The following is a 13,829-nucleotide window of genomic DNA, read 5'->3' as shown; positions in this document are numbered from 1 at the left end:
CGACACTCAGCCGAAGAAGACCTCGGCCTCGGCGTAACGCTCGACCGGGACCGTCTTGAGCTCGGCGGTGGCCTCGTCGAGCCCGATGCGGACGATGTCCGTGCCGCGCAGCGCCACCATCTTGCCGAAGTCGCCGTCGTGCACCGCGTCGATCGCCTGCAGGCCGAACCTGGTGGCCAGCACCCGGTCGAACGCGGTGGGCGTGCCGCCGCGCTGGATGTGGCCGAGCACGGTCGTGCGGGCCTCCTTGCCGGTGCGCTTCTCGATCTCCTTGGCCAGCGTCTCCCCGATGCCGCCCAGGCGGACGTGGCCGAACGCGTCCAGCTCGCCGGCCTGCAGCTGCATCTGCCCCTCGATCGGGTGGGCGCCCTCGGCGACCACGATTATCGGCGAGTAGCGGGTGCGGAAGCGGGACTCGACGTACTCGCAGACGCGGTCGATGTCGAACGGCTTCTCCGGGATGAGGATGACGTTGGCGCCGCCGGCCATGCCGGCGTGCAGCGCTATCCACCCGGCGTGGCGGCCCATGACCTCGCAGATGAGCGCCCGGTGGTGGGACTCGGCGGTGGTGTGGAGCCGGTCGATCGCCTCGGTGGCGATGTTGACGGCGGTGTCGAAGCCGAAGGTGTAGTCGGTGCCCGACAGGTCGTTGTCGATCGTCTTGGGCACGCCGACGACCCTGACGTCGCGGTCGAAGAGCTGCTTGGCGACGCCGAGGGTGTCCTCGCCGCCGATGGCGATCAGCGCGTCGACCCCGGTGGCCGCCAGGTTCTCCTTGATCCGGTCGACGCCGCCCTCGATCTTGAGCGGGTTGGTCCTGGAGGAGCCGAGTATCGTGCCGCCGCGCGGCAGGATGCCCCGGACGGCCTGGATGTCGAGCGGCATGGTCTCGCCCTCCAGGGGGCCGCGCCAGCCGTCGCGGAAGCCGACGAACTCATGCCCGTAGACGCTCACCCCCTTGCGGACTACGCCCCTGATCACGGCGTTCAGCCCGGGGCAGTCTCCGCCCCCGGTGAGCACTCCTATACGCATGGCGGGTTCCTCCCGATGTGGTTCACGACCAGAATCGCATTGTGCCCGTCATAGCGGGCATTGGTCTAGACCAAACGCGAGCGTAGCGGCCCAAACCCGGTTCAGGAGGCGATTTCGTGAGTGTGTTGGCCATCGACGCGGGAACGACGGGTGTTACGGCACTCGTCGTGACCGAGGACGGCCGGATCGAGTCGAGGGGGTACGAGGAGTTCGCCCAGCACTTCCCGCGGCCGGGCTGGGTGGAGCACAACCCCGAGGACATCTGGCAGGCCACGCTGAGCGCCTGCGCCGCCGCCCTGGCCGGGGCGTCGACGACGCCGGCCTGCGTCGGCATCACCAACCAGCGTGAGACGGCCGTGCTGTGGGACCGCCGGTCGCTGGCCGCGCCGCGCCGCGCCGTCGTGTGGCAGGACCGGCGCACGGCCGGCATCTGCGAGCGACTGCGCTCGGCCGGGCACGAGCCGAGGGTGGCCGAGCTGACCGGGCTGCGCCTCGACCCGTACTTCACCGGTTCCAAGCTCACCTGGCTGGCCGAGAACGACCCGGCCGTGTGGGAGGGCGTCACCTCGGGCCGGGTGGTCGTGGGCACCGTCGACGCCTACCTGATCGCCCGGCTCACTGCGGGCGCGCGCCACGTGACCGACCCGTCCAACGCCTCGCGCACGCTGCTGTACGGGCTGGAGTCCGGCGCGTGGGAGCCGGAGCTGTGCGAGCTGTTCGGGGTGCCCGAGTCGGCGCTGCCCGAGGTGGTGCCCAACTTCGGGGAGCTCGGGCGTACGGACCCGGGCGCGTTCCTCGGGCTGGAGCTGCCAATCAGCGGGGTGGCGGGCGACCAGCAGGCGGCGCTGTTCGGGCAGACCTGTTACGCGGCGGGCGAGGTCAAGTGCACCTACGGGACGGGCTCGTTCATCCTGACCAACACCGGCGGGGAGATCGTCCGCTCGGAGTCGGGGCTGCTGACCACCGTGGCCTGGCAGGCGCCCTCGGGAGAGCGGACCTACGCGCTGGAGGGGTCGGTGTTCGTGACCGGGGCGGCCATCCAGTGGCTCCGCGACGGGCTCGGGCTGATCGGCACCGCCCCGGAGTCCGAGGCGATCGCGCGCACGGTGCCCGACAGCGGCGGCGTGGTGTTCGTGCCCGCGCTGACCGGGCTGGGCGCGCCGCACTGGGATCCGGAGGCGCGCGGGCTCATCACCGGCATCACCCGCGGCACCACCCGGGCGCACCTGGTGCGGGCCACGCTGGAGGCGATCGCGTTCGAGGTGCGTGACGTGGTGGAGGCGTCGGCCGAGGGCCGGCCGCCGGTGCTCAAGGCCGACGGCGGGGCCAGCGGCAACGACCTGCTCATGCAGTTCCAGGCCGACCAGCTCGGCACGCCGGTGGAGCGGCCGGTGATCCAGGAGACGACGGCGCTGGGCGCGGCGTTCCTGGCCGGGCTGGGCGCCGGGGTGTGGGGCTCGCGGGAAGAGCTGCGCAAGACCTGGCAGCTCGACCGCCGTTTCGAGCCGGGCGGGCGGGACGACGCCCTGTACGACCGCTGGCGGAAGGCGGTGGAGCTGGCCATGGCGTCAACCGAGGGTTGACGGTCACTTGCCGTCAACCTATGGTTGACGCATGGAACACACCGTTCGTCTCGACGACCTCATCGAGGTCATCAAGAGCCGCTACCCCGATGGCGACCCGCTCGGCGAGCTGTCCGACGCGGTCACCCTGGGCGAGCACCTGGGCGAAGTGGCCGACCATCTGATCGGCCACTTCGTCGACAGGGCCCGCCACTCCGGCGCGTCCTGGACCGACATCGGCCGCAGCATGGGGGTGTCCAAGCAGGCGGCGCAGAAGCGGTTCGTGCCCAAGGAGGGCTCGCTCGCCGAGGACCTGAGCAGCTACGCGCGCTACACCGCCCGCGCCCGCGTGGTGATCGTCAAGTCACAGGAGGAGGCGCGCCGCCTCGGGCACGACCACATCGGCCCCGGTCACCTCGTGCTCGGCCTGCTGCACGAGCCCGAAGGGCTGGCGGCCAAGGCCATGGTGACGCTCGGCGCGCCGCTCGCCGAGGTCAGGCAGGCGGTGGAGAGCGCGCTCGGCCCGGGCGGCGACGCCCCGCCGGCCACGCCGCCGTTCTCCGCGCAGGGCAGGAAGGCGCTGGAGCTGACGCTGCGCGAGGCGCTGCGGCTCGGCCACAACTACGTCGGCACAGAGCACCTGCTGCTCGCCCTGCTCACGCTGGACGAGGACCCGGCCGCGCAGGCGCTGGCCGGGCTCGGGCTGACCAAGGAGGCCGCCGAGGAGCAGCTCAAGCGGATGCTGACGGAGCTCGTGATCAGAGGCGGGACCGGCTAGGCGGGCAGCACGCAGGACGCGCCCTCGGCCTCGATCACCTCACCCGTCGGCTCGGGGACGCCGCCGGCGAGCGCGAACTCCGCCACGCTCCCCGAATGCTGGTTGGCCACGTACATGCGGTCGCCGTCGATCGCGAAGTGGCGCGGCCACGCGCCGCCCGACGGCACCTCCGCCACCTGCGACAGGTCGTCGGCCCGCAGGACGGAGATCGTGTCGGGGCCGCGGTTGGCCACGTAGACCAGGTCTCCGGCGAGCTCCAGGTGGGACGGGGCGTTGTCCGTCACGGTGGTGGAGGCGCGCACCCGGATGCCGTCCTCGCCGGCGGCCAGGCGGGTGACGGTGCCGTCGAGCTCGCCCGCGACGTAGAGGGTCGAGCCGGCGAAGGCGAAGTGGCGCGGGCCGGTGCCCGGCGGCAGCCTGATCGGCTCCAGCGCCTCCCCCTCCAGGGTGTAGCGGCGGATCTCGTCGGTGCCGAGGTCGGAGACGTACAGCAGGTCCTCGTGGAAGACGGCCTGGTGGGCGTGCGGCCCCCGCTGGCGCTCGGGGTGGGGCCCGGAGCCGTGGTGGCGGAGCACGATCGGGTCGCCGTCGAACACGCCGCGCGAGTCGAGCCGGTGGAGGGCGGCGGCGCCGTCGCCGTAGTTGGCCACCGCGAGGAGCGACCCGGACGGGTGGACGGCCAGGTGGCACGGGCTGTCTCCCCCGCTGGAACGCTCGTCCCACGGCGACAGCCTGCGCCCTCCGGCGCCGAAGGCGGTGATCCAGCCCTGGGCCAGCTCGCCCACCGCGTAGATCACGGGAAGCGAGGGATGGCGCGCCAGGAAGGAGGGGGCGGCGAGGCGGGTCAGCTCGCCTCCGGGCTCGATGATGCCGGGGCCGTAGCCGCCTATGTAAAGGTGCCTCTTCACACGGCCATCCTCTCATGGTTGACTGAGGCAATGAATTCGTTGACAGAGGCAAGAGTTTCTGAGGTCCGGGCCTTCAACCGCTTCTACACCAAGGTCATCGGAGTGCTGCAGGCCGGCATGCACCACCTGCCGTACTCGCTCACCGAGGGCAGAGTGCTGTTCGAGGTCGCGCACGCGGACTCGATCGGGACCGGCGAGCTGCGGGCGCTGCTCGACCTGGACGCGGGCTACCTGAGCCGGATCCTGGCCAGGTTCGACGGCGACGGGCTGATCGTCAGGGAGCGCTCGGCCGCCGACGCGCGCAAACACGTGGTACGGCTCAGCCCGGCGGGGCGGAAGGCGTTCGAGACGCTCGACCAGGCCTCGAACGAGGACATCGAGCGCCTGCTCGCCGGATTGCCGGAGGACGCCAGGGAGCGCCTGGTCACCGGCATGCGCGCGATCAGGGACGTGCTCGACCCGCCCGCCGGGCCGGAGTCCTGCCTGATCAGGCCGCTCAGGGACGGCGACCTGAGCTGGGTGGTCCACCGGCACGGCGTGCTCTACGCCAGGGAGTACGGCTGGGGCAGGGATTTCGAGCTGTTGGTGGCGCGGATCGTCGCCGCCTTCGACCCGTCGCGCGACACGGCCTGGATCGCCGAGGTCGGCGGCCGGCCCGCCGGCTCCGTCTTCTACATGCGCAAGGACGACACCACGGGGCAGCTCAGGCTGCTGCTGGTGGAGCCGTCCGCGCGCGGCCTGGGCCTGGGCCGGCGGCTGGTGGACGAGTGCGTGCGGCACGCCAGGGCCGACGGGTGCGAGCGGCTGGTGCTGTGGACCCGCGACTGCCTGACCAGCGCGCGGCGCGTCTACGAGGCCGCCGGGTTCCGGCTCGACTCCCAGGAGAAGGGGATGGAGAACGGGATCGAGCTCAACGAGGAGATGTGGTCGCTCGACCTCGCGGCCACCAGTTGAGCGGGCCCGCCAGCCGCATCAGGCTCGGCACCAGCACCGCCCTGATCAAGGTCGCGTCCACCAGCACCACGACCGCCATGCCGACGCCCAGCATCTGCACGAACGAGACCGAGGCCGTGGCGTAGGCGGCGAACGTGAGCGCCAGGATGCCGCCGGCGGCGGTGATCAGAGGGGCGCCGCCCTGCAGCCCGGACGCCACCGCCCGCTCGGTGTCGCCGGTCCTGTCGTACTCCTCCTTGATCCGCGACAGGAGGAACACCTCGTAGTCCATCGACAGCCCGTACGCCACGCAGAGCATGAGGATGGGGATGCTCGGGTCGAGCGAGCCGGTCGGCGTGAACCCGAGCACCCCCGACAGGTTGCCCTCCTGGAAGACCCAGACCAGGGCGCCGAGCATGACACCCAGGCTCAGCACGTTGAGCAGCGTCGCCTTGACGGGCAGCAGGACGCTGCGGGTCATGGCGAGCAGCACGGCGAACGTCACGCCGAGCATGAGCGCGAGCAGCAGCGGCAGCCGGTCGACCACGGAGGCGCGGTAGTCGGCCAGCTCGGCCGGATAGCCGCCGACCAGCACCTCGAACGGCGGCGGCACCGCGCGCACCGCCTCGACCAGCCGGACGGGGTCGTCGGCCAGCGCCTCGGCGGAGGGCACCACGGACAGCCAGGTCCCTTCCCCGGCGAACCGGGACACGTCGCCGTCCCCCGCCCGCTGCCCGCCCGCGAAGATCCCGGCGGCGGAGTCGACCTGGGCGACGCCCGGCACCTGGGACAGCGCGGCGGCGTACCGGGTCACGTCCCCGCCCGCCGCGCCGGCGGAGACGATCTGGACGGCGTCCGTCTCCTCGGCGGGGAAGCCCTGGCGGATGATGTCCTGGGTCTGCCGGGGCGCGGCGTCGGGCGGCAGGACGCGGTCGTCGGCGACGCCGAAGCGCAGGCTCAGGAACGGCGAGGCCAGCAGGAGCAGCAGCGCCGCCGCCGCGCCGCCGTACGCCAGGGGCCGCCGCATCACCCGCACCGCCAGCGCCGCCCAGAACCCGCCGGGCCGGGCCGGCCGCTCCCGCCGCGGCAGCATCCGGCCGCCGATCGCGGCGAGCACGGCGGGCAGCACGACCACCGCCGCCACGACACCGCCGGCGACCACGGCGATGCCCGCGTACGCGAACGAGCGCAGGAAGTCGAAGGGCAGCGCGAACAGGACCGCGAGGGAGGCCGCGACGGTCAGCCCGCTGAACAGCACGGTGCGCCCGGCGTGCTCGACCGCCCCGGCCACGGCGGCGGCGCGGTCGCGCCCGGCGCGCACCTCCTCGCGGAAGCGGGCGATCACGAACAGGCTGTAGTCGATGCCCAGCCCGAGCCCCATGGCCAAGGTCAGGTTGAGCGCGAAAGTGGAGACATCGGTGTACGTGAGCGGGACCCGAAGCAGCGCCAGCCCGGCCACCATGGCGAACACCCCGGCCAGGATCGGCACCAGCGCGGCCGCCGCCCGGCGCAGGTACAGCCAGAGCAGCGCGAACGCCAGCGGGAAGATCACCAGCTCGGCCCGGACGAAGTCCTGCCTGGCCAGCGGGACGGTCGCCCGGAACACCTCCTCGCCGCCGCCGGAGCGGACCTCCAGGAGTTCCGTCCCCTCGGTGATCTCGGGGACCAGCGCGGGCAGCACGGTGGCCCGGACGTGCCCGGCGTCGCCGGGGACGCGCACCAGGATCAGCGCGTGCCGGCCGTCCTCGCTGCGCAGCGTGGGCGGCCGGCCCCGGCTCCAGTAGGACTCCACCCCGGCCACGCCCTCGTGCCCGGCCACCCGCGCCGCCAGTTCCCGGCCCTGGGCGGCGACGGCCTCGTCATCCACGGTGCCCCGCCGGGCCGTGACCAGGAAGATCATGTCCGGGCTGCCGGTGCCGAACCGCTCGGCCAGCTCGGCCTGCGCCCGGTCGGACTCCGAACCCGGCGCCTCGAACCTGGCCAGCGACAGCCGCGGCACCGCCCCCGCCGCCAGCGCCCCCGCCAGCACGAACAGCGCCAGGGCCAGCCCCAGGACCGCCCGCCGCCTGCGTACCAGGAAGAACCCCAGCCTGCGCAGCGGCGGCCCGGCATCGCGCCGCACCGGCGCGCGCTCCGTGATCAGCACTCCATCCACCCCTGAAACTCGGTAAACTACTCGTGTTTTGTTCGCCGACCCAGAAATACAAGTGAATGCTCGCATTTGTCAATGTGGGGTGCCATGGCTGAGCGCACGGTGCGCCGTCAGGCGCGAGGCCTGAAACGGATGGCGGAGATCCTCGACGCGGCCGAACAGGTGATCGCCGAGATCGGCTACCCGGACATGACCACGAACCAGGTCGCGGCCCGCGCCGGGCTGTCACCGGGCTCGCTCTACCAGTTCTTCCGCAACAAGGAGGAGATCCTCGACGGCCTGGTGACCCGCTACACCGACGGCCGGCGGGACTTCTGGGAGTCGCGGCTGGCCGCCGTCACCCCGGAGGTGCCGCTGGAGGCCCTGGTCGACGGGGTGGTGGACGAGAGCGTGGCGTTCAAGGCGCGCTCGCCCGCGTACTGGTCGCTGCTGTACGGCTCCGCGACCGGCGACAAGCTGGCGGCGGCCTCACAACAGCTGCACCAGGCGATCGCCGGGCAGGTGGCGGCCATGCTGCGGCGCCGCTCCCCCGGTCTGGACGAGGCGCGCGCCCTGCTCATGGGCACGATGGCGGTGGCCATGGTCAAGGCCGTGATGCCGCTGGTCTCCGCCACCGGACCGGCGCGGGCGGCCGAGCTCGTCGCCGAGCTCAAGAGGGCGCTGGTGGCCTATCTGCGGAACGGGCCGGTGACCTCGAACGTGTGACCCTCATCCGAGCCCCGCCTGGCGGAGAAGTAGAGCCGGTCACCGCCCGGCGCGAACGCCAGCCCGGTCAGCTCGGCGCCCGCGTGACCGGCGAGGGTGAGGAACGGGGCGATCTCGCGGTCGGGAGTGATCACGTCGATCCGCGTGGTCCGCCTGGTCACGTACAGGTCGCCGGACGGGGCCGCGGTGACGGCGCGCACGCCGTCGCACAGCCGCTCCACCGCCGAGGTCTGGGCGTCGTAGGCCCACAGCGCGCCGTCGCCCCTGGTGGTGAAGAAGCACACGCCGCCCGCGTAGTGGCAGGCGTCCGCGCGGTCGAACCGGCGCGCCCCGCGCACCTGGTGGCGGGTGCCCTTGAGCAGCGCGGCCGGCCACGGCACCGGCTCCCACCGGCCCGAGCCGCACAGCACCTCGAGCGCGCCCTCGGTCAGGTCGCCCCAGTCGTACGGACGGAACCGGTAGAAGCAGCCGTCGGGCTCGCCCTCGGTCAGGTAGACCACCCGACGGTCGGGGTCGCAGGCGGCCGCCTCGTGCTTGAACCGGCCCATGGCCAGCCGGGGCCGCGGCGCGCGGGCGCCGTACGGGTCGCACTCGAACACCCGGCCCCGGTGGCCGAGCTCGCACGACAGCCACGTGTTCCAGGGCGTGGCGCCGCCGGCGCGGTTGAGCTCGGTGCCGGACAGGATGCGGTAGGCGTCGCCGACGGAGCCGTCCGGCCGGAAGCGGATCGCCGCCGCGCCGCCGAGCAGCGACAGCTCGGAGTTGGACACGTAGATCCAGCCGTCGCCGTCGGGGAAGCAGGCACCCCCGTCGGGCGCGGCGTGCCACGTCAGCCCGGCCACCTTGCTCCCGGAACTGGCCACCACCCTGCCGCCGAACCCCGCGGGCAGGGTCAGCCCGCCGGCGACGGGCTCCTCGACAGGTCCGTAGGGGCCCGCGCCGCCCTGGGAGAGCGGGCCCGTGCGGAGGAGAGTCTTGCGGGACATCTTGAGGCCTCCCTCTGGGTGCCACGCTAGTGGACCGCACGGACATGAATGGCGAGGACTCCGGGATCGAACAGAATGCGAACTGCCCGCGCCGGACATGCGGAAGCCCGGGGCCGCTCGGCTCCCGGGCTGGTGACCGCACACATCAGCTCATGGCCTGGAACATCCAGCGCTGCTTCTCGATCTCCTGGGTGACCGCGATGATGATGTCCTGCGTCGCCTGGTCCGTCTCATCGGTCAGGTCGATGCGCTCGCGCATCCGCTTGCTGACGCCGTCGAGGATGTCGGTCATCGTCGCCGCCACCTTGCCCGACTCGATCCAGCCGGACTCCGGCTGCGTCAGCTTGGTGGACTTGGACACCGTGGCGGCCCTGCCGTCGGCGTTGGCGCCCAGCGCGACCAGGCGCTCGGCGACGATGTCGGTGTGCGCGCGGGCCAGCGAGACGACCTCGTCGAGCTGCAGGTGGACCGAACGGAAGTTCGGGCCGATGACGTTCCAGTGCAGCTGCTTGCCGACCAGGGACAGGTCGATCAGGTCCATCAGGGCGCCCTGCAGGCACTTCGCGGTGGTGGTCTTAGCTTCGCCCGAAAGCGGGCTGGTAATCGGAGCCATGGTGTACCTCCTCCCCGTAGATGTCCCTTTCATTCGTCTTATCCGAATTCCCCTTGACACTGTAATTGTGACAGTGTCACTGTGAGGACATGAGCGACACCTGGACCATCGGCGAGCTGGCGGAGCGCGCGGCCGACGCGCTGCGCGCGCACGCGCGGCCGCTCAACGGCCGGGTCCGCGAGGTGCCGGGCGAGCGGCTCATCAGGTGGTACACCACGATCGGGCTGGTCGACCCGCCCCTGACCCGGCGCGGCCGGATCGCCCGGTACGGGCGCCGTCACCTGCTGCAACTCGTGGCCGTCAAGCGGCTGCAGGCGGAGGGCATGTCGATCGCCGACATCCAGATCGCCCTCGCCGGCGCCGCGGACACCACCCTCGAAGCCACCGCCCGCCTCCCCACCGACCATTGGCCCGTCCCGGGTCCGGACCCCGGCCACCCCACCCCAGACCCCCACCAACCGGCCCGCACCACGCCCTTGCCCCCGGCCCCCGCCATAGCGGCTCCGCACACCCCCCGGCCTTCATCGGGCCCCGGCACGCCACAGGCCGCAAGGGCAGACCAGTCGCACGCCACGGAACCCACCCCACCGAGAGCTCAGCACCCCACGGGATCGGACACGGCGCAAACTTCTGGACCGGGCGCTCCGCACCTCGCGGGACGGGACCCGGCGCAGATCCCCGCACCGGCTCCCCCACACTCCGCAGGAGCGGATGCGTCACAAACCTCCCGGCCGCGCGCTCCACACCCCACCGGGACAGACCCGACGCAGGCCCCCGCACCGGCTCTCCCGCACTCCACGGGAGCGGATGCGTCACAAACCTCCCGGCCGCGCCCTCCACACCCCACCGGGACAGACCCGACGCAGGCCCCCGCACCACCTCCCCCGCACTCCGCAGGAGCGGATGCGGCGCGGGTTCTTGGGCCGGGAACGGGTCGCCGGGGGAACTCGGTGGTTCCCTCTGGTGGGGTGACCCCGCCAGGGGGGCTTACCGAAGGCGGGGGTGAGGGTGCGTACCGAGGGGACGGGAATCCGGGGGTACGGGCCAGGTTCTGGACGGATCGGACGGCGCAGGAGGCGGATCGGGCTGCGGAAGGGGCGGACCGGCCCGTACAAGAGAAGGTGCCGGGTGCCGTGCACGGGGTGCGACTGGCGGCCGGGGTGGTGCTGGTGCTCGACGGGACGGGCCCGGCGCCGGGAGACGACGACGTGCGGGCACTACTCGCGGCCGCGGCGCCGCTGCTCGCGGTGCTCGAAGAGAGGGGACTCACATGAAGATCACATCGCTCGAGCCCGCCCGATGCGTGCCGGAGCCCGACGCGGGGATCGGCGCGCTGCGGACCGAGCGCGGCAACCTGCCGCTGGAGAGCGTCGACGTGCACGCGACGATCTCGGGCCTGGTCGCCGGCGTCGAGGTGGCCCAGGGCTTCCGCAACCCGTTCGACGTCACGCTGGAGGCCACGTACGTCTTCCCGCTGCCCGACAGGGCGGCCGTCACCGCGTTCCGGATGGAGGCGGACGACCGCGTCGTCGAGGGCGTGCTGAAGGAGCGCGGCCAGGCCCGCGCCGACTACGACCGGGCGCTGCGAGAGGGCAGGCGGGCGGCGATCGCCGAGGAGGACCGGCCGGACGTGTTCACCATCCGCGTGGGCAACATCCTGCCCGGCGAGCGGGTGACGGTCCGGCTGACGCTGAGCCAGCCGCTGCCGTACGAGGACGGCGCGGCGACGTTCCGCTTCCCGCTGGTGGTGGCGCCCCGCTACATCCCCGGCGAGCCGATCGACGGCGAGCCTGCGGGCTCGGGCGCCGCGCCGGACACCGACGCGGTCCCGGACGCCTCCCGCATCACTCCCCCGGTGCTGCTGCCCGGCTTCCCGAACCCCGTCCGCCTGTCCCTTTCGGCCAGGATCGACGCCGCCGGGCTGGAGCTGCGCGAGCTGGCCTCCAGCCTGCACGTGGTCGAGGAAGAAGGCGACATCGTACGACTGCGCGCCGGTGAACGGCTGGACCGGGACTTCATCCTGCGGATGTCGTTCGCCGCGTCCACGTCCCTGCAGTTCGACGGCGCGGGCACGTTCGCGCTGTTCGTGGTCCCGCCCGAGCTGGAGGCCGACAGGCAGCCGCGCGACCTCGTCCTGCTGCTGGACCGTTCGGGCAGCATGGCGGGCTGGAAGATGGTCGCGGCCCGCAGGGCGGCGGCCCGGATCGTGGACACGCTCACGCCGCGCGACCGGTTCGCTGTGCTGGCGTTCGACTCGGTGGTGGAGGAGGCGTTCGAGGGCCTGGCCGAGGGGTCCGACCGCAACCGCTACCGCGCGGTCGAGCACCTGGCCAGGGTGGACGCGCGCGGCGGCACCGAGCTGCTGGAGCCGCTGCGCCGGGCGATCGGCCTGCTGGACGGCGAGCAGGGCAGGGAACGCGTCCTGGTGCTGGTCACCGACGGCCAGGTGGGCAACGAGGACCACATCCTGGAGCTGACCGGCGGCGCGCTGTCGGCGATGCGGGTGCACACGGTCGGCATCGACCGGGCGGTGAACGCGGGTTTCCTGGGCAGGCTGGCCGGTCTCGGCGCGGGCCGCAGCGAGCTGGTCGAGTCGGAGGACCGGCTGGACGCGGCGATGGAGCAGATCCACCGCCGGATCGGCGCGCCGATGGTGACGGACCTGTCGCTGAAGGACCTGGACGTGGAGCCGGGCACGGTCACCCGGCTGGGGTCGATCTTCCCGGGGGTGCCGCTGCGGGTGTACGGGCGGTGCCGGGGCGGCTCGTCGGTGACCGTGCGCGGGCTGGCGTCCGGCGCGCCGTGGGAGGAGCGGGTGCCGGGCACCGTCGCCGACAGCCCCGCGCTGCGCGCCGTCTGGGCGCGGGCCCATCTGCGCGAGCTGGAGGACCGGTACGCGATGGGCGAGCGGGAGCTGGAGCGGGAGATCGTCCGGGTCTCGCTGGAGCACGGCGTGCTGTGCCGGTTCACCGCCTACGTCGCGGTCGACTCCCGGCCGGCGGCCGAGGGCGGCCCCGAGCACCGGGTGATCCAGCCGGTGGAGCTGCCGAGCGGGTGGGAGACGCCCGCCGCACCGATGGCGTTCGGGCTCACCGCGATGGCGGGCCCGGCTCCCGGCGCGATCGCGCCGGCGGTGGCCCGGATGAGCTCGGCCGGTTTCGACGACCTGGACGTGCCCGACTTCCTGGCGGGCGGCGCGGCGGGACCGCGCGGCCCGGTGTCCGGCAGGCCCGCGGGGATGCCTCGCGGTCCCATGTCCGCCCGTCCCGCGCCCGCGCCCCGGGCGACGCGGGGCCTGGACACCGTCAGGGTCCAGCTCGTCGCCGAGCTGGACCGGCTGAAGGCGCTGCACGCGCCGAACGCCCTCTACCTGGCGGACCTCGGCTCCCGCCTGGCCGCCCTGTCGGCGTACCTCGGCGGGCACGCCGAGCTGTCGGCGCTGGCCCGCGAACTGGAATCGGCCGAGCGTCCCGGAACCGACCCCGAGTCCCTCAGGCAGCGGGCCATCGAGGTGCTCACCGCCCTCACCGGCGGCCCTCCCCCGGGAAACCCCGGCGACGCCCGCCGCCCCTTCTGGAAGCGCCCCTGACGGCGCCCCGGCGCGCCGCCCGTTCTGGAAGCGCCCCTGACGGCACCGCCCGGCGCGGAGCGCCGCCCGTTCTGAAGCGGTCCTGACGGGCGGCGCCCGGCGCGTCGAGTCCGCCGTCGCTCCGGCCCGGCCGGGTACCCCGGTCGGGCCGGAGAGCCGCCCGGTCTGCCCGACGACGGGCCCCGCCCGAAACTCGGCCAGGCCGAAGAGCCGCGCGGTGCCACCCGACGACCCGCCCCACCGGGAACGCGGCCAGGCCCAAGAGCCGAGCGGCGCCGCCCGACGACGCAGCTCCGCCCGGCCAAACCCGAGAGCCGCGCGGGGCCCCGGACGGCGCGCACCGCCATAAAGCCACGCGGCCGGACGACGCGCACCGCCGGAGAGCCTCGCCGTGTTGCGCGGCGACGCGCCGAAGGGCTTTGTTTGGGGTGATTTCTCACAGTCTTGACATCCTCCAGACCCTGAATGTCGGGAGAACGCTTGCTGCGGTATTACACCGGCTTCAGCAGGCCTTTCGCCTCTTCGTACGCCCTGCGGGGAGGGTGTCCTGCAGGGTCCGATTCCTCCCACC

11 protein-coding genes and 1 pseudogene are annotated in these 13,829 nt (G+C 73.2%); 7 read left to right on the top strand and 5 right to left on the bottom strand.

Features of this window, described 5'->3' with window-relative positions:
* Window positions 1–6: 6 nt before the first annotated feature.
* Window positions 7–1,032, bottom strand: a complete 1,026-nt coding sequence (locus AB0K05_RS05910) for a 6-phosphofructokinase (protein WP_148032768.1) — start codon at window positions 1,030–1,032, stop codon at window positions 7–9.
* 116 nt (window positions 1,033–1,148) lie between these two features.
* On the opposite strand from AB0K05_RS05910, the gene glpK reads away from it, so the two are divergent.
* A complete protein-coding gene (gene glpK / locus AB0K05_RS05905; RefSeq protein WP_271275359.1) occupies window positions 1,149–2,615 on the top strand; it encodes a glycerol kinase GlpK in 1,467 nt (488 codons plus the stop codon).
* A gap of 31 nt (window positions 2,616–2,646) precedes the next feature.
* Window positions 2,647–3,372, top strand: coding sequence for a Clp protease N-terminal domain-containing protein (locus AB0K05_RS05900; RefSeq protein ID WP_148032770.1), 726 nt, complete (start codon window positions 2,647–2,649; stop codon window positions 3,370–3,372).
* On the opposite strand, the gene AB0K05_RS05895 is transcribed toward AB0K05_RS05900, so the two are convergent.
* Window positions 3,369–4,280: a beta-propeller fold lactonase family protein gene (locus AB0K05_RS05895; RefSeq protein ID WP_271275360.1), complete on the bottom strand. Its 912-nt coding sequence runs from the start codon at window positions 4,278–4,280 to the stop codon at window positions 3,369–3,371. The genes AB0K05_RS05900 and AB0K05_RS05895 overlap by 4 nt on opposite strands.
* A 30-nt stretch (window positions 4,281–4,310) precedes the next feature.
* Between AB0K05_RS05895 and AB0K05_RS05890 the strand changes: the two genes are divergently transcribed.
* Complete coding sequence (locus tag AB0K05_RS05890; RefSeq protein WP_219544647.1) at window positions 4,311–5,234, top strand: helix-turn-helix domain-containing GNAT family N-acetyltransferase; 924 nt, start codon at window positions 4,311–4,313, stop codon at window positions 5,232–5,234.
* Here the strand turns inward: AB0K05_RS05890 and AB0K05_RS05885 are convergent.
* A complete protein-coding gene (locus tag AB0K05_RS05885) occupies window positions 5,191–7,359 on the bottom strand; it encodes an MMPL family transporter (RefSeq protein WP_271275361.1) in 2,169 nt (722 codons plus the stop codon). The two genes, AB0K05_RS05890 and AB0K05_RS05885, sit on opposite strands and share 44 nt — an antisense overlap.
* A 93-nt stretch (window positions 7,360–7,452) precedes the next feature.
* Here AB0K05_RS05885 and AB0K05_RS05880 point away from each other — a divergent pair, with 93 nt between their 5' ends.
* Window positions 7,453–8,070: a TetR/AcrR family transcriptional regulator gene (locus tag AB0K05_RS05880; RefSeq protein ID WP_364227040.1), complete on the top strand. Its 618-nt coding sequence runs from the start codon at window positions 7,453–7,455 to the stop codon at window positions 8,068–8,070.
* Here the strand turns inward: AB0K05_RS05880 and AB0K05_RS05875 are convergent.
* On the bottom strand, window positions 8,034–9,056 hold the full coding sequence (locus tag AB0K05_RS05875; protein ID WP_271275363.1) for an alkaline phosphatase PhoX: 1,023 nt from the start codon (window positions 9,054–9,056) through the stop codon (window positions 8,034–8,036). The genes AB0K05_RS05880 and AB0K05_RS05875 overlap by 37 nt on opposite strands.
* Before the next feature lie 145 nt (window positions 9,057–9,201).
* Window positions 9,202–9,669 carry a DNA starvation/stationary phase protection protein gene (locus AB0K05_RS05870; protein WP_148032775.1) on the bottom strand — a complete coding sequence of 156 codons (468 nt, stop codon included), beginning with the start codon at window positions 9,667–9,669 and terminating at the stop codon, window positions 9,202–9,204.
* An 89-nt stretch (window positions 9,670–9,758) separates the two neighbouring features.
* On the opposite strand from AB0K05_RS05870, the pseudogene AB0K05_RS05865 reads away from it, so the two are divergent.
* From AB0K05_RS05865 to AB0K05_RS05855, 3 genes and pseudogenes are all read left to right on the top strand, one after another.
* Window positions 9,759–10,013, top strand: a pseudogene (locus AB0K05_RS05865) (MerR family transcriptional regulator); the annotation flags it as partial.
* A gap of 789 nt (window positions 10,014–10,802) precedes the next feature.
* Window positions 10,803–10,943 carry a hypothetical protein gene (locus tag AB0K05_RS05860; RefSeq protein WP_271275371.1) on the top strand — a complete coding sequence of 47 codons (141 nt, stop codon included), beginning with the start codon at window positions 10,803–10,805 and terminating at the stop codon, window positions 10,941–10,943.
* Entirely contained in the window at window positions 10,940–13,258 is a 2,319-nt protein-coding gene (locus AB0K05_RS05855; protein ID WP_364227036.1) for a VIT domain-containing protein, read from the top strand. Before AB0K05_RS05860 ends, AB0K05_RS05855 begins: the two co-directional genes overlap by 4 nt.
* The last annotated feature ends 571 nt before the right edge of the window (window positions 13,259–13,829 follow it).

Source organism: Nonomuraea sp. NPDC049486, from assembly GCF_040676925.1.
Taxonomy (GTDB): domain Bacteria; phylum Actinomycetota; class Actinomycetes; order Streptosporangiales; family Streptosporangiaceae; genus Nonomuraea; species Nonomuraea ferruginea.
Note: the sequence above shows the minus strand (reverse complement) of the source record. Positions and strands in the feature narration are given on the sequence as shown.